At 67.1% G+C, this 15,421-nt stretch carries 17 protein-coding genes; 15 read left to right on the plus strand and 2 right to left on the minus strand.

Annotated features, from left to right (window positions below; genetic code table 11):
* Positions 1-7: 7 nt before the first annotated feature.
* From ACR4XJ_RS10260 to ACR4XJ_RS10285, 6 genes are all read left to right on the plus strand, one after another.
* A complete protein-coding gene (locus ACR4XJ_RS10260) occupies positions 8-1,192 on the plus strand; it encodes an ABC transporter substrate-binding protein (protein WP_434755115.1) in 1,185 nt (394 codons plus the stop codon).
* Positions 1,193-1,465: 273 nt separating this feature from the next.
* Entirely contained in the window at positions 1,466-2,392 is a 927-nt protein-coding gene (locus ACR4XJ_RS10265; protein ID WP_333504687.1) for a branched-chain amino acid ABC transporter permease, read from the plus strand.
* The gene (locus ACR4XJ_RS10270; RefSeq protein WP_434755116.1) at positions 2,389-3,330 is read left to right on the plus strand and encodes a branched-chain amino acid ABC transporter permease; all 942 of its coding nucleotides are present in this window, start codon (positions 2,389-2,391) and stop codon (positions 3,328-3,330) included. The genes ACR4XJ_RS10265 and ACR4XJ_RS10270 overlap by 4 nt, the downstream gene beginning before the upstream one ends.
* Positions 3,327-4,049: an ABC transporter ATP-binding protein gene (locus ACR4XJ_RS10275; protein WP_434755117.1), complete on the plus strand. Its 723-nt coding sequence runs from the start codon at positions 3,327-3,329 to the stop codon at positions 4,047-4,049. The genes ACR4XJ_RS10270 and ACR4XJ_RS10275 overlap by 4 nt, the downstream gene beginning before the upstream one ends.
* Positions 4,042-4,746 carry an ABC transporter ATP-binding protein gene (locus ACR4XJ_RS10280; RefSeq protein ID WP_434755118.1) on the plus strand — a complete coding sequence of 235 codons (705 nt, stop codon included), beginning with the start codon at positions 4,042-4,044 and terminating at the stop codon, positions 4,744-4,746. Before ACR4XJ_RS10275 ends, ACR4XJ_RS10280 begins: the two co-directional genes overlap by 8 nt.
* Positions 4,747-4,791: 45 nt before the next feature.
* The gene (locus ACR4XJ_RS10285) at positions 4,792-5,445 is read left to right on the plus strand and encodes a CBS and ACT domain-containing protein (RefSeq protein ID WP_434755119.1); all 654 of its coding nucleotides are present in this window, start codon (positions 4,792-4,794) and stop codon (positions 5,443-5,445) included.
* A 160-nt stretch (positions 5,446-5,605) separates the two neighbouring features.
* Here the strand turns inward: ACR4XJ_RS10285 and ACR4XJ_RS10290 are convergent, their stop codons facing one another.
* Positions 5,606-5,911 carry a hypothetical protein gene (locus ACR4XJ_RS10290; protein WP_434755120.1) on the minus strand — a complete coding sequence of 102 codons (306 nt, stop codon included), beginning with the start codon at positions 5,909-5,911 and terminating at the stop codon, positions 5,606-5,608.
* Between ACR4XJ_RS10290 and ACR4XJ_RS10295 the strand changes: the two genes are divergently transcribed.
* Complete coding sequence (locus ACR4XJ_RS10295; protein WP_434755121.1) at positions 5,910-8,090, plus strand: glutamine synthetase III; 2,181 nt, start codon at positions 5,910-5,912, stop codon at positions 8,088-8,090. The genes ACR4XJ_RS10290 and ACR4XJ_RS10295 overlap by 2 nt on opposite strands.
* 231 nt (positions 8,091-8,321) lie before the next feature.
* Positions 8,322-8,696, plus strand: a complete 375-nt coding sequence (locus ACR4XJ_RS10300; protein WP_434755122.1) for a hypothetical protein — start codon at positions 8,322-8,324, stop codon at positions 8,694-8,696.
* A 49-nt stretch (positions 8,697-8,745) separates the two neighbouring features.
* On the opposite strand, the gene ACR4XJ_RS10305 is transcribed toward ACR4XJ_RS10300, so the two are convergent.
* Entirely contained in the window at positions 8,746-9,003 is a 258-nt protein-coding gene (locus ACR4XJ_RS10305; protein WP_434755123.1) for a hypothetical protein, read from the minus strand.
* Positions 9,004-9,319: 316 nt separating this feature from the next.
* On the opposite strand from ACR4XJ_RS10305, the gene ACR4XJ_RS10310 reads away from it, so the two are divergent.
* The 7 genes from ACR4XJ_RS10310 to ACR4XJ_RS10340 all read left to right on the plus strand — a co-directional run bounded on the left by ACR4XJ_RS10310 (position 9,320) and on the right by ACR4XJ_RS10340 (position 15,421).
* Complete coding sequence (locus tag ACR4XJ_RS10310) at positions 9,320-10,210, plus strand: sialate O-acetylesterase (RefSeq protein ID WP_434755124.1); 891 nt, start codon at positions 9,320-9,322, stop codon at positions 10,208-10,210.
* A 690-nt stretch (positions 10,211-10,900) separates the two neighbouring features.
* The gene (locus ACR4XJ_RS10315) at positions 10,901-11,281 is read left to right on the plus strand and encodes an NADH-quinone oxidoreductase subunit A (RefSeq protein ID WP_434755125.1); all 381 of its coding nucleotides are present in this window, start codon (positions 10,901-10,903) and stop codon (positions 11,279-11,281) included.
* Positions 11,257-11,820: an NADH-quinone oxidoreductase subunit B gene (locus tag ACR4XJ_RS10320; RefSeq protein WP_434755126.1), complete on the plus strand. Its 564-nt coding sequence runs from the start codon at positions 11,257-11,259 to the stop codon at positions 11,818-11,820. The genes ACR4XJ_RS10315 and ACR4XJ_RS10320 overlap by 25 nt, the downstream gene beginning before the upstream one ends.
* Entirely contained in the window at positions 11,817-12,422 is a 606-nt protein-coding gene (locus ACR4XJ_RS10325) for an NADH-quinone oxidoreductase subunit C (RefSeq protein ID WP_434755127.1), read from the plus strand. The genes ACR4XJ_RS10320 and ACR4XJ_RS10325 overlap by 4 nt, the downstream gene beginning before the upstream one ends.
* A complete protein-coding gene (locus ACR4XJ_RS10330) occupies positions 12,415-13,635 on the plus strand; it encodes an NADH-quinone oxidoreductase subunit D (RefSeq protein ID WP_434755128.1) in 1,221 nt (406 codons plus the stop codon). The genes ACR4XJ_RS10325 and ACR4XJ_RS10330 overlap by 8 nt, the downstream gene beginning before the upstream one ends.
* Positions 13,636-13,641: 6 nt before the next feature.
* A complete protein-coding gene (gene nuoH / locus ACR4XJ_RS10335) occupies positions 13,642-14,616 on the plus strand; it encodes an NADH-quinone oxidoreductase subunit NuoH (protein ID WP_333504674.1) in 975 nt (324 codons plus the stop codon).
* A 172-nt stretch (positions 14,617-14,788) separates the two neighbouring features.
* On the plus strand, positions 14,789-15,421 hold the full coding sequence (locus tag ACR4XJ_RS10340; protein WP_434755129.1) for a 4Fe-4S binding protein: 633 nt from the start codon (positions 14,789-14,791) through the stop codon (positions 15,419-15,421).

The raw sequence follows: 15,421 nt of genomic DNA on the forward strand, positions 1-15,421 counted from the left end.
TCGAACCATGCGCAACGTCCTGCTGGCCCTGTGTCTTTCCCTGTGCCTCGTCCTGCCCGCCACGGCCTTCGCGGCGGACCTTGCCCTCAGCGTGCCGCTGCCGCTCACCGGCGGCCAGGCCAAGTTCGGCGAGATCATCAAGAAATCCATGGAAATCGCCGCCGAGGAAATCAACGCCAAGGGCGGCGTGAAGGGCGGCAAGCTGGTGCTGCGCTTCGAGGATTCGCAGGGCAAGCCCGAAATCGCGCGGTCCATCGCGGAAAAGATCATCGACGTGCAGAAGCAGCCGCTGCTGTTCGGCGAATACACCTCGGCCTGCGCCAAGGCCGTGGCCGCCGTGGCGGAAGAGCGCAAGACCCCCTACGTGGTGGTGGCATCCGCCGCCGACGAGATAACCCAGCAGAACTACAGGTACGTCTACCGCATCAACCCCACCAACGCCTATTACGCCTCGGGCCTGCTCTCGTTCATGGACAAGGTGGTCAAGCCCAAGACCATGGCCATCCTGTACGAATCGTCCGACTTCGGCACCTCGGGCGCGGAAGAGATGGCCAAGTCCGCCGAAAAGGCGGGCATCAAGGTGCTGATGAAGGAGAAGTACGAAAAGGGCGCGGTGGACTTCAAGCCCATGCTCTCGCAGGTCAAGGCCCAGAACCCCGACGTCATCTACATGGTCTCCTACGTCATGGACGCGGCCCTGCTGATGCGCCAGATCAAGGAACTGCGCATCGACGCGCGCCTGTTCGCGGGCGGGGCCGCCGGGTTCGCCATTCCCGAATTCATCGACAACGCCAAGGACGCCGCCGAGTTCGTGGTCACCGCCACCCTGTGGAGCCCGCAGGTGAGCTACCCCGGCGCGCACGAATTCGCCGAAAAGTACAAGGCCGCCCACGGCGACTACCCCTCGTACCACGGCGCGCTGGCCTATTCCTCGGTGTACGTGGTCAAGGACGCCGTGGAACGGGCCAAGGCCCTGACCACCGAAGACATCAACGCGGCCATGAAGGGCGTGGACATGATGACCGCCTTCGGCCCGGTAAAGTTCGAAAGCCGCGACGGCTACCAGAACCAGAACTTCATCGACACCCTGGCCTTGCAGGTGCTGCACGGCAAGCACGAGACCATCTGGCCCGAGCGCTACGCCAGCGCCAAGCCGGTGTTCCCCATCCCCAAGTGGCGCGAACGCAAGTAGCGCCCCTCATCGCCACGCCGTAACCGCGCGGCGGCGGAGTGCCTCCCGCCCCGCGTGACACCCGGCCCCCGGACGGCCCGCCTTCGCGCAAGCCGTCCGCCGTCCGCCCCTCCGCGCCCCTGCCGGGCCGGGTTCGCCAAGACCCGGCCCGGCAGGACGGAGGACGCAACGCCCGCCCCCTTCGGGCACGTTTGCGCACCGTTGCGTAATCACGCATGCCCCTTCCGCCGCCGCACGGACAACCCGCCGCCAGTCACTGGGAGGTCACGCCCCATGTGGGTGCAAGCCGAAGTGTTCCTGCAAACCCTTGTCGCCGGTATCCTTCTCGGCGGCCTGTACGCGCTCATCGGCATCGGCATGACGCTGATCCTCGGCGTCATGAAGATCATCAACCTCACCCATGGCCAGCTGATGATGGTGGCCATGTACATCGCCTTCTGGCTGTTCACGCTGTTCGGCATCGACCCGTACGTGTCGCTGCTCATCGCGCCGCCGCTCATGTTCGCCTTCGGCATGCTGATCCAGAAGGCGCTGGTGAACCCGGTGCTGCGGGTGGAATCCATCCTGCCGCACAACCAGGTCATCCTTACCGTGGGCATCGGCCTGGTGCTCCAGAACGTGGCCACCATCCTGTTCACGTCGGACTACCGCTCCACCCCGGTGGACTACGCCACCACGGCCTTCTACCTGTCCGACCTGTGGCCGGGCACGCCGGTGGAAATCTCGCTGTCGCTGCCGTGGGGGGTGTCGTTCCTGCTGTCGGTGGTGATCACCGTGCTGCTGTGGTTCTTCCTGGCCCACACCGACACGGGCAAGTCCATCCGCGCCACCGCCCAGGACAAGGACGCCGCCCTGATCATGGGCGTCAACGTGGGGCTGATGCGGGTCATCACCTTCGGCCTCGGCTCGGCGCTGGTGGCCTGCGCCGGGTGCCTGTTCATCCCCATCTACTACCTGTTCCCCGCGCTGGGCTCGCAGTTCACGCTCATCGCCTTCGTCATCACCATCCTGGGCGGGCTGGGCTCCACGCTGGGGGCCATCCTGGGCGGGCTGATCCTGGGCGTGTTCGAATCCATGACCGCCACCTACGTGGGCATGGGCTGGGCGCCGGTGGGGCGCTTCGTCATCTTCGTGGCCGCGCTGGTGTTCCTGCCGGGCGGCGTCGCCTCGCTCCTCAAGACCAGGAAGCTCACGAAATGAAAAAACATCTCCTGCCACTGGCGATCTTGGCGGCGCTGGCCGGGCTGCCGCTGCTGGGCCTGAACAGCTACGTCATGCACATCCTCATCCTGACCATCATGTGGACCCTGGCGGGCATGGCCTGGAACCTGCTGGGCGGGTACTGCGGCCAGGTTTCGTTCGGGCACGCGGCGTTCTTCGGCATGGGCGCGTACAGCGCCGGGCTCGTCCACCTGCATCTGGGCCTGTCGCCCTGGTGGGGCTTTCTGGCCAGCCTGCCCCTGGTGGCCCTGGTGGCCCTGGGCATGGGCATGGTGGTGCTGCGGCTGCGCGGCCCCTACTTCGTGCTGGCCACCCTGGCCATCGGCGAAGTGCTGCGCATCACCTGCGAAAACCTCACCGACTTCACCAAGGGCACCCTTGGCATCATGATCACCCGCACCTGGGTGGAAAAGACGCACTACTACTACATCATCCTGGGGCTGGCCGTGCTGACCTTCGTGGTCTGCCGGCTCATCGTGCGCTCGCGCTGGGGCTACTACTTCGTGGCCATCCGCGAGGACCAGGACGCCGCAGAATCCATGGGCATCGACACCACGCGCTACAAGACCATCGCACTCACGGTCAGCGCCATGCTCACGGGCCTGGCCGGGGCGTTCTACACCAACTACATGGGGTACATCGATCCGGGGGTGGTGTTCTCGCTGGGCGAAATCTCCATCCTGATCATCATGGTGGTCATGGTGGGCGGCGTGGCCACGGAATGGGGACCGGCGCTGGGCGCGGGCATCATGGTCATCCTGGCGGAATACATCCGCTCGCTGCCGCTCATCGGGGTGGCCTACCAGACCATGTTCGGGGTGCTGCTCATCGTGATCATCATCTACCTGCCCAACGGGCTGGTGGGCGACTGGCCGGTGCTCCGGCGCAAGCTGCTGCGCAGGGGGGCCACGGCATGAGCATGCTGGAAATCCGCAGGATGTCCATGTTCTTCGGCGGGCTGGCCGCCCTGCACGACGTGGACTTCGAGGTGCGCCAGGGCGAAATCCTGGCCCTCATCGGACCCAACGGCGCGGGCAAGACCACCCTGTTCAACTGCGTGAACGGGTTCTACAACCCGTCGGAAGGGCAGGTGCTGTTCAAGGGCCGCCCCATCACCGGGCTGAAACCGCACAAGATCTGCCAGTTCGGCATCGCGCGCACCTTCCAGGTGGTCAAGCCGCTGTCGCGCATGAGCGTGTTCGACAACGTGCTGGCATCCGCCTTCCTGCGCAACCCCACCCGCAAGGGCGCGGAGGACGTGACGGAAGAGGTGCTGCACTTCACCGGGCTGTGGGACGACCGCGACCAGTTGTCCAAGGGGCTGCCCCTCGGCAAGCGCAAGCGGCTGGAAATCGCCCGCTCGCTGGCCACCCAGCCGGAATTCCTGCTGCTGGACGAATCGTTCGCCGGGCTGAACCCGGCGGAACTGGACGTGTCCATCGACATCATCCGGGGCATCAGGCGGCAGGGCGTCACCGTCATGATCATCGAGCACCACATGAAGGTGATCATGGCCATCTCGGACCGCATCGTGGTGCTGAACTTCGGCCAGAAGATCGCCGAAGGCACGCCCGGCGAAATCAGCGCCAACAGGCAGGTCGTGGAAGCGTACCTGGGGGAGGAGCACGGTGCTTGAGGTACGCAACATCGACGTGGCCTACGGCGACGTGCAGGTGATCCGGGACGTCTCGTTCCGCGTGGGCAAGGGCGAGATAGTGGCCATGATCGGCGCCAACGGCGCGGGCAAGTCCACCATCATGCGCACCGTGTCGGGCGTGCTGCGCCCCCTGAAGGGCGAAATACTGCTGGCGGGCGAGGCCATCCACACCGTTGAACCCTACACCCTCATCGGAAAGGGGCTGGCCCACGTGCCCGAGGCGCGGCGGCTGTTCCCGGAAATGACCGTGGAGGAAAACCTGGACATGGGCTCGCTGCGCGGCCGGGCCCGCAAGGAACGGGCGCGCACCAGAGAGCGGGTGTTTTCCATCTTCCCGCGCCTGGCCGAGCGGCGCAGGCAGCCTTCCGGCACCCTGTCCGGCGGCGAGCAGCAGATGCTGGCCATCGGGCGGGGGCTGATGGCCCTGCCCCGGCTGATCATGTTCGACGAGCCTTCCCTGGGCCTTGCGCCCATTCTGGTGCAGGATATCTTCAACGTCATCCGCACGGTGCGCGACGAGGGCATGACCGTGCTCATCGTGGAGCAGAACGTGCGGCAGACGCTGGCCCTGTGCGACAGGGCCTACGTGCTGGAGAACGGACGCATCACCCAGGAGGGGGCCGGGGCCGACCTGCTCCGCGACCCCCACGTGAAGGCCGCGTACCTTGGCGTGTAGCGCGCGCGGCGGCCACCCACCCGGCTTCATCCAACGGAGGTTCCCATGCTGGTCAAGGACTGGATGACCACCCACGTCTACACGGTGACGCCGGACGATTCCATCTCGTCCGCCGCGGGCATGATGCGCGAGCGCAACGTGAAGCACCTGCCGGTGGTTCAGGGCGAACTGCTGGTCGGCATGCTGTCCGACCGCGACATCAAGGCGTACCTGCCCTCCAAGGGCACGTCGCTGGACATCTACGAACTCAACTACCTGCTGGCCAAGACCAAGGTCAGCCAGGCCATGACCCGCCCGGTGGTCTCCATACCGGCGGATACGCCCATCGAAGAGGCGGCCATGATCATGCACGACCGCGACTTCGGCTGCCTGCCGGTGACGGAGCCCGCCCCCGGCGGCCAGCGCCTGACGGGCATCATCTCCGACAACGACCTGTTCCGGGTCATGGTGGACATCACCGGCGTGCGCGGCGGGGGCCACCGGCTGGCCCTGGCGCTGCCCGACCAGCCCGGGTCCATCAAGGAGGCGGGCGACCTGGCGCGGGCGCGCGGCTTCCGGTTGCAGAGCATCATGTCCACCAGCGAGAAGGCCGCGCCCGGCACCCGCTACGTGGTGCTGCGCCTGCGCGGCGAAGGCGACTGGGCCGGGCTGGTGGACGACATCGAAAAAAGCCCGTTCCAACTGGTGCACGCGCTGTAGCGCCGCGCCGCACGACGCGCGCGAGGGCCGGGAAGTTTCCCGGCCCTTTTCCGTTGCGCCGTCCTCCATCATTAAGATACGGACGAAACCGGAGTTCCCCCCATGTTTCTTGCTTGCCTCCAAAAGAGGCTGCTGTTACAAGTTTGCAAAAATGAGGCTGCTATAGCACCCCATACTTTGAACGAATTTGTAAAATTTGCAGTTTTTTCTCCGGCCCCGTGCACAGGCCGAACTGCCAACCGCACGGAACACCGGACCTTTTTTTGGTGGACCGCTTCTTGCTTTGCCTTTGGCGTCGCAACGCGCCGACACCCGCCACGCGGTACGCGGCGGAACCGGCACACAGCCGCACCCCGGCAGGCGACCACGTGAACAGGGACACCGGCGCGAGCAGGTCGCGCCGGACAAATGCGACAAATTTGTAAGTATCGCGATTACCGCAACCCCCTTTCAGGAGAACGTCCATGAGCGGAATCCAGGCCCGTCTGAACGCGATCTCGGCCATCACCAACTACAAGCCGAGCGCGGCCCCCATGAACTTCGCCGAAACCAAGCCCACCGAGCTGTTCGGCTGCAACGTCTTCAACGACAAGGTCATGAAGGACCGCCTGCCCAAGACCGTCTACAAGTCGCTGAAGAAGACCATCGAACTCGGCGAGAAGCTCGACCCCTCCATCGCCGACGTGGTCGCCAACGCCATGAAGGACTGGGCCATCGAGAAGGGCGCCACGCACTTCACCCACGTCTTCTACCCGCTCACCGGCCTGACCGCCGAAAAGCACGACGCCTTCCTGGTGCCCGACGGCAAGGGCGGCGCCCTGTCCGAATTCAGCGGCAAGCTGCTGATCCAGGGCGAGCCCGACGCCTCCAGCTTTCCCTCCGGCGGCCTGCGCGCCACCTTCGAGGCGCGCGGCTACACCGCCTGGGACGTGACCAGCCCCGCCTACCTTCTTGAAAATCCCAACGGCACCTTCCTGTGCATTCCCACCGCGTTCGTCTCCTGGACCGGCGAAGCCCTGGACAAGAAGACCCCCCTGCTGCGCGCCAACCAGGCCCTGAACAAGCAGGCCCAGCGCGTGCTGAAGCTGTTCGGCACCGAAACCAAGCTGCCCTTGGGCTCGTTCGCCGGTCCGGAGCAGGAATACTTCCTCATCGACCGCAACTTCGCCTTCGCCCGCCCCGACCTGCACATCTGCGGCCGCAGCCTGTTCGGCGCCAAGCCCGCCAAGGGCCAGGAATTCGAGGACCAGTACTTCGGCGTCATTCCCCGCCGCGTGCTGTCGTTCATGATGGAAGTGGAGCGCGAGCTGTTCAAGCTCGGCGTGCCGGTGAAGACCCGCCACAACGAAGTGGCCCCCAGCCAGTACGAAATCGCCCCCATCTTCGAAACCAGCAACCTCGCCACCGACCACAACCAGCTGATCATGACCGTGCTGCGCAGCGTGGCCAAGCGCTACGGCATGGTCTGCCTGCTGCACGAAAAGCCCTTCGCGGGCATCAACGGCTCGGGCAAGCACCTCAACTACTCCATCGGCAACGCCGAACTGGGCAGCCTGTTCGACCCCGGCGAAAGCCCGCACGAGAACGCCCAGTTCCTGGTGTTCTGCGCCGCCGCCATCCGCGCCGTGCACAAGTACGGCGCCCTGCTGCGCGCCACCGTGGCGTCCGCCTCCAACGACCACCGCCTGGGCGCCAACGAGGCCCCGCCGGCCATCATGTCCGTGTACCTCGGCGAGCAGCTCACCGACGTCTTCGAGCAGATCAAGACCGGTAAGGTCAACGGCTGCAAGAAGGCCTGCGTCATGAACATCGGCGTGGACGTGCTGCCGCCGCTGCCCATGGATCCGGGCGACCGCAACCGCACCAGCCCCTTCGCCTTCACCGGCAACCGCTTCGAGTTCCGCGCCGTGGGCTCGTCCATGTCCATCGCCGGTCCCCAGGTGGCCCTGAACACCATGATGGCCGAATCGCTGGACTACATCGCCACCGAACTGGAAAAGGCCACCAAGGGCGACCCCAAGAAGCTCAACGACGCCGTGCAGAAGCTGCTCCAGAAGATCATGAAGGAGCACGACAAGGTCATCTTCAACGGCGACGGCTACTCCGAGGAATGGCACAAGGAAGCGGAAAAGCGCGGCCTGCCCAACCTGAAGACCACCCCCGACGCCCTGCCTGTGCTGGGCAGCCCCGAAGTGGTCAAGCTGTTCACCTCCTACGGGGTGTTCAGCGAGGCGGAAGTGAGGTCGCGCGAGGAAATCTACCTCGAGCAGTACTGCAAGACCGTGAAGACCGAAGCCAACCTGGTCATCCGCATGGCCCGCACCATCATCTTCCCCGCCGCCATGCGCTACCAGGGCGAACTGGCCGCCACCTGCGCCAACCTGAAGGCCGCCGGGCACGACTACAAGGTGGTCACCCTTGAAGACGTGACCACCAAGCTGCGCGCCATGCAGGCCGCCGTGGGCGAACTGGAGAAGAAGCTGGAGCACGAGGCCGACGGCACCCACGCCGAAGCCAAGCACATGTGCGACGTGATCCTGCCCGCCATGCTCAAGGTGCGCGAATACGCCGACGCGCTGGAAGCCGTGGTGGCCGACGACCTGTGGGCCCTGCCCAGCTACCAGGAAATGCTGTTCATCAAGTAGGGCCCGCGCCCTGCCGGACGGCAGACATGCAAAGACACGGGCCGCCCTTGGGGGCGGCCCTTTGCGTGGAGCCGCCTGCCTGCGGGCCGCCACGGCGGGCGCGCCCCGCGCTTGACGCGAGGCCCGGCCCCGTCTAGGGCATGAGGCACCACGCGGCATGGCGGCATGCGCCGCCCATCGGCCCGCCCGGCCGCGCACATCCCCGCGAACGCGGTTCCGCAAGAGGACTTCATGGCCAACCACGAAGAAGACGACGGCTACGACTACCTGATCGAGGCGGCCTACGAGGCGCTGGAGGAAAGCGGCTTCACCGGCCTGCTGGTGAGCGGCTACGAGGACATGCCCGAGCCCGCCCCGGTGGAGGGCCACGTGCCCGACCTGACCGCCACCAACGCCAAGGGCGTGCCCTGCATCTTCGAGATCTGCCCGCGCGAGGCCTTCGCCACGCAGGAACTGGCGGAACGGCTGCATGCCTTCTCCCGCCACGCGGACGTCATCAAGGGGCACCTGGTGCTCATCGTGCCCGAGGGCGAAGAGGACGTGGCCTGGGCCTTCCTGTCCGAACACGCCATTCCCGAAGACAGGCTGGACGTCTGGGAAGCGTAGGAATCAGGGCAGGAACCGGGGCAGGAACGGCCTCGTCCGCGCGGCGGCGCTACCCCCGGCAGCGCACGTCGCGCCGCCACGAGCACAGCGGGGCGCAGCAGCCCAGCCCCTGCCGCAGTTCCGCAATATCCGGCAGCGGACCGGATGCCGCGCGGTCCGGGGCCATCAGCAGGCACAGGTAACGGCCAAGGGCTCCATCCCAGACCAGTTCCGGGCAACGCGGCAGGTAGCCGTGCAGCCGGTGCGAGACCTGGCACTGGTCGGACAGGCAGCACCAGCCGCAGCCGACACAGGGCGTATGGAACATGAGGGCACCGTGAACAGCTTCGCGGGCAAGCCGTCCCTCAGTTGACTGACAGGTTGAGCCGATTGGAGGGGAGTGTCCCGCACCGTACACCCCGGCCGCAGGCATGGCAAACCGTGCCCTCCGCTCCGGTTTCCGCCCGCTCCCGGCGCGGCCGCCCGCCGTTACCATTTGTCCCTTGCCATCCGCCCCCGGTGGTTCTAGAAGGCATCCAGCAAAACCCCGCTGCAACCCGGCAAAACCCCGCTGCAACCCGGCAAAGTCCGTCACCGTCCCGCCGTCCTTCCCCAGTCCCGGAAAGCCCGCCGGAAAGCCCACCATGTCGCGCCGCTCCCGCCAGTTCCGCCTCCTTGTCCTGCCGGCCCTGCTGGCGGCGGCGGTGCTGCTGCACGCCCCCCTGCGCGACGGCCTGGTGGGCCTGGCCCGCTACGTCAAGGCCAGGCTGTACGATTACAGCCAGTTCGACGATTCCGACCTGGTCACCGACATCTCCAACCGCGAACCGGTGCCGCTGGAGCGGCTGGCCGACGGCAACACCCTGTACGTGCTGGTCATGGGGCAGTCCAACGCCGCCAACGAGGTGGAAACGCCCCTGCCCTCCGACGATCTCGACAACGTGTTCATCGAATACGACGGCACCCTGTACCCCGCCGAAGACCCCATGCTGGGCGCCACGGGCGAGCGGGGTTCGGTGTGGTCGCGCTTCGCGCGGCTGGCGCTGGCCACCGGACGCTGGCGGTACGTGGTGCTCTCGGTCATCGCCGAGGGCGGCTCGCCGCTGTCCTACTGGCTGCCCGGCGGCCCGGTGCGCCCCAAGCTGGAGGAACGCCTGCGGGCCATCCAGCAACTGCCCATCCGGCCCGACTACGTGTTCTGGTTCCACGGCGAATCGGACGCCCTCAATTCCCTGCCGCGCCTGCTCTACAAGTACGACTTCCTCGATCTGGTGGGCACGCTGCGCACCTTCGGCATCGACAACCCGGTGCTGGTTTCGCAGACTTCGCTGTGCCGCCGCTACGGCAGCGAATCGGTGCGCCAGGCCCAACAGGAACTGGCCCGCCAGGTGCCCAACGTGGCCCTGGGGCCGGACACCGACGAGGTGGGCCTGCCCTTCCGCCGCGACGGCTGCCACTTCACCGACGAAGGTGGCGACATCGTGGCGGGCCTGTGGATGGACGCCATGCTCGACGCGGAGCAGGCCGCCGAATAGCAGGTCCGTCCCCGGTCCGTGCGGAACCGCCGCGTCCGCTCCCCCTTCCTCCCGCATCCCGCACCCGCCCGCATCCCACGCGCGCCGGGCGACATATCCCGACCTTAAAAGTCAGCATTGACGGCAGGTTCCGCAAAAACTTCTTTCGCCGTTCAACCAATTCGTTTGCCTGACCAGACAATCTCGCCCCCATCCCCCGCACACCCCCGGTTTACGCCCGCTTGCCCCGGTTTCACCGGCCGCGCGGGTGCGCCCGGCGGCGAAGCCCAAATATTTCCACGTGAATTTCCAAACATGGTAGCGGTTACTGACTTTGGGTGATATACGGATGATAGACCATTATTCCATTCGGTACGCGAAACTGCCCACGCCCCTCGCCAGGCGGGCCTTTTCGCGTCGGCTGCCACCGGGGCGAAGGGATGTCCCGGACCGCACGGGCACGGCAGTGATCGCAGTACGGCATTCCAATCAGTAACACTAATTTGACAGACGTAACACGGCGAGGTAACCCACCCCAACTCCACCTTCCTCCGCGTTCCGCCCGCCATCACCGGCGGAACGCCAACCCGGCGGACACGGTCGCCGCCGGCGCGCACCGCACGTCAGGCGCTCCTGACGTGGCCTGCGCACGCAACGGGCAATCCAATGCCGCGGCCGCGCCGCGGTTCCACTGGTTTCCGGAGGTGACCGATGGTCTTCGACATCCTGCATCTTGCTATCATTCTCTTCCTCATCGCGGGGCTCGCGTTCGCGGGCGGCCCGCTCATCCTCGCCCTGCTCGTGGCTCCACGGGCGCGCGGCGGCGACCTGGGCATGTCCTACGAATGCGGCATGCGTCCCCACGGCAACGCCTGGACCCGCTTCGGCATCAACTACTACGTCTACGCCCTGCTGTTCATCGCCTTCGACGTGGACGTGCTGTACCTGTTCCCCGCCGCCGCCCACTACCACGCCACCGTGGGCTGGGCCGCCTTCGTCGAGATCTGCGTCTTCCTGTTCTTCCTCGTGCTTGCCCTGGTCTATTTCCGCGCCAAGGGGGTGTTCACATGGCCGCGCAAGATTGCCCTGTAAGGCCGCCGGTCATCGTACCGGCCACGGGCGGGGTCGATGCGCCCATCGTCAACGTGGCGCCGGTGCAGAAGATCCTGGACGTGTGCCGGGCCATGTCGCTGTGGCCCATGACCTTCGGCCTGGCCTGCTGCGCCATCGAGATGATGGCGGTGGGCATGGCCCGGTTCGACATTTCCCGCTTCGGGGCCGAAGTGTTCCGGCCCTCGCCGCGCCAGTCGGACCTGATGATCGTGGCGGGCACCGTCACCCGCAAGATGGCCCCGGCGCTGGTGCGCCTCTACGAGCAAATGCCCGCGCCGCGCTACGTCATGGCGCTGGGCAACTGCGCCATCTCGGGCGGGCCGTTCAACTTCGAGGGGCAGTACGCCATCATCGAGGGCGTGGACAACCTGGTGCCCGTGGACGTGTACGTGCCCGGCTGTCCGCCACGGCCCGAAGCGCTGCTGGAAGGGCTGTTCCAGATCCAGCACAAGATCACCGGCCGCCGCTGGTGGCCGGTGCCCGCCGAGGTCTCCGGCTCGCTGGGGGGTGGCGCATGACGCCCGGAACCTCCCTTCCCACCCCCGACATGCTGCTGGCCCCGCTGGAGCCCGCGTACATGGCCCGCGAGAACCCGGCCCGCACCGGCCTCGCCTGGTCGGCCTTCCTGTCCGCCGACGCGCTGCCCCGCGCCGCCGCCCTGCTGCTGGAGGCGGGCTGGCACCTGGAGGACATCTGCGGCCTGGACGTGCGCGAAGGGCTGGTGGCGGTGTACCACTTCGACCGCATGACCGCCCCCGGCCGCCTGGCCATCCACATCCTGACGGACCGCGAAGCCCCGGCGCTGCCCTCCATCGCGGACATCTACCAGGGCGCGGAATGGCACGAACGGGAAACCGCCGACTTCTACGGCATCGCCTTCACCGGCAACCCCAACCCCGCGCCGCTGCTGCTGCCCGAAGGCATGCAGGGCTACCCCCTGCTGAAGGACGCCGCCGCCCGCGCGCCGCTGGCCGCCCTGCTGGCCGCGCCCGGCCGCGAGGCGGAAGTGCTGCGCAAGGCCGACGGCTTCAACCTGCTGGAACCGGCCGAAGACAGCAAACCGGCCAAGCCCGCCAAGGCCAAGGCCGCCGCCACCGGGGAGGGCACCGACAATGCATAGCACCGACACCCTCCGGCAGCGCGCCACGTCCTGTCCCGCCGCCTCGGCGGACGGGGGCTGCGCCGACGACCAGATCGCGGGCGACGGCTACACCTGCCGCTTCGAGCAGGGGGCCCGCCCGGAATCGCTCATCCTGAACATGGGGCCGCAGCACCCGTCCACCCACGGCGTGCTGCGCGTGCTGCTGGAACTGGACGGCGAATACATCGTCCGGGCGGAACCCGTGCTGGGCTACCTGCACCGCATGCACGAGAAGATGGCCGAGGTGAAGAACCCCGCCCAGTTCATGCCCAACATGGGCCGGGTGGACTACCTGCACGCCCTGGCCTGGAACTGGGCCTACGTGGGCGCGGTGGAAAAGCTGGCGGGCATCGAGATTCCCGAGCGGGCCGAATGGCTGCGGGTGATCACCTGCGAGCTGAACCGCATCACGTCGCACCTTCTGTGGTGGGGCGCGTACCTGCTGGACCTGGGGGCCTTCACCCCCATCATGTACGCCTTCGACGACCGCGAACGGCTGCTGGACCTGTTGCAGATGATGACCGGCTCGCGCCTGACGTACAGTTCGTTCCGCTTCGGCGGGGTGTACTCCGACGCAAGCCCGGCCTTCGTGCAGGGCGTGCGCGAGTTCATCCCGCACATGCGCTCGCGCCTGCCCATGTACACCGCGCTGGTGACGGAAAACATCATCCTGCGCCGCCGCATCGAAGAGGTGGGCGTCATCCCGCCGGACATGGTCACCCGCTACGGGGCCAGCGGTCCGGTGGCGCGCGGCAGCGGCATCGCCTACGACGTGCGCCGGGCGGAACCCTACTCCGTGTACGACAGGGTGGACTACGAGATTCCCGTCCGCCACGAGCAGTGCTCCATGGCCCGGTACATGGTGCGCATGGCCGAGATCGAACAGAGCCTGCGCATCGTGGAACAGGCGCTGGACCAGTTGCCCGAGGGCGAGCACATGCACCCCAAGGCCCCCAAGCCCAGCTTCAAGCTGCCCGCGGGCGAATCGTACTTCGCGGTGGAAGGGGCGCGCGGCAAGATCGGCGTGTGGATCGCCAGCGACGGCGGCAAGACGCCCTACCGCGTCAAGCTGCGGGCGCCGGGCTTCTCCAACCTGGCCCTGTTCGCCGAATGCGCGCGCGGCACCCTGCTGGCCGACGCCGTCGCCATCCTCGGCAGCCTCGACATGGTCATCCCCGAAATCGACAGGTAGGCCGCCATGAATGCAACCATCTCCTTCGATTCCGTGCTGCACGTGGTGCTCGCGCTGGTGGGCGTGGCCGTCTTCGTGGGGCTGAACGGGCTGCTGCTCGTCTACGCCGAACGCAAGGTGGCGGGCTTCATCCAGCGCCGCCCCGGCCCCTACGAGGTCGGCCCGCAAGGCATCCTGCAAGCCGTGGCCGACGCCCTGAAGCTCATCGGCAAGCAGCTGGTGCGCCCGGACAGGGCGGACCCGCTGCTGTTCTGGATGGCCCCGGTGCTGGCCTTCTTCCCCGTGCTGCTGCTGTTCCTGCCCATTCCCTTCAGCCCGCTGCTCACCGGGTGGGACGTGAACCTGGGCCTGCTGCTCATCCTCGCCTTCACCGGGTTCAACGTGCTGGCCCTGCTGCTGGCGGGGTGGGGCTCCAACAACAAGTACGGCCTGCTCGGCGCGGCCCGCGCCGTGGCCCAGTCCGTGGCCTACGAAATCCCCCTGCTGCTCTCGGTGCTGGCCATCGCCTTCCAGGAAGGCACGCTGAGCCTCACCGCCATCGTGGACGGGCAGGGCGGCATGCCGTGGCAGTGGAACATCGCCGTGCAACCGCTGGCGTTCCTGATCTTCCTCGTCAGCGCCCTGGGCGAGACCAACCGCGCCCCCTTCGACCTGCCCGAGGCCGAATCGGAACTGACCGCAGGCTTCCACACCGAATACTCGGGCATGGGCTTCGGCATGTTCTTCCTGGCCGAATACGCCAGCATGATCGTGGCGTGCAGCGTGTGCACCGTGCTGTTCCTGGGCGGGTGGAAAGGCCCGTTCCTCGACGGCGTGTGGTGGTTCCTGGCCAAGGTCTACGCGCTGCTGCTGACCATGATGTGGCTGCGCTGGACCTTCCCGCGCGTGCGCTTCGACCAGTTGCTGAACATGAACTGGCGGTGGCTGCTGCCCCTCGGCGTGCTGAACCTGCTGGCGACCGCGTTCGTCATGAAGCTGTAGAGACGGAAAGGCGGCGGGGGAAGGGGACCCTTTGAAAAGGGTCCCCTTCCCCCGGACCCCCATCCCCCCAAACTTTTCATTAGGGTGGACGCCCACATGAAGGGGTCAAGGGGGCGCGGCCCCCTTGCGGGGGGCCGGGGGGCAGAGCCCCCCGCTCTCTAAGGAGGATATAATGGCATCGATCTTCCGCACCATCGCCGACCTGTGGAGCCTTGTGGTGGGCCTTGGCATCACCGGCAAGGAGTTCTGCAAACCCGGCGTCACCGTGCACTATCCCCGGGCCGAGGTAGCGCCCGAGGCGGCGGCCTCGTTCCGGGGCCCCATAGAACTCATCGGACTGGACAAGGACCCGGCCAAGCCCCGGTGCATCGCCTGCATGCTCTGCGTGTCGGCCTGCCCCAGCGGGTGCATCGCCGTCACCCGCGCCGTCGCGCCCAAGCCCACGCCGGAAGAACTGAAGGCCATGGCCGAGGCCGAGGCGCGCGGCGAAAAGCCCAAGAAGCCCGCGCCGCCCAAGGCCCCCGGCACCTGGACCTACGACTTCTCGCTGTGCAGCCTGTGCGGCAGCTGCGTGGAGGTCTGCCCGGTGGACTCCCTCGGCTTCTCCAACGACATCTACATGGTGGGGACGAAACGCGAGGACTTCGTGTTCGACCAGCTGGCCCGCCTGGCCCGCAAGGCCGCGGCGCGCAAGCCGGAGCCCAAGGCCGCCCCCGCGCCGACGCCCGCCGGACCGCCCGCACCGGCCGCACCGGCCGCCGCGCCCTCCGAACCCGGCACCGCAACCCCCGCAAGCGAGGCATGA

It is taken from the genome of Nitratidesulfovibrio sp. D1, from assembly GCF_051133415.1.
Classification (GTDB): domain Bacteria; phylum Desulfobacterota; class Desulfovibrionia; order Desulfovibrionales; family Desulfovibrionaceae; genus Cupidesulfovibrio.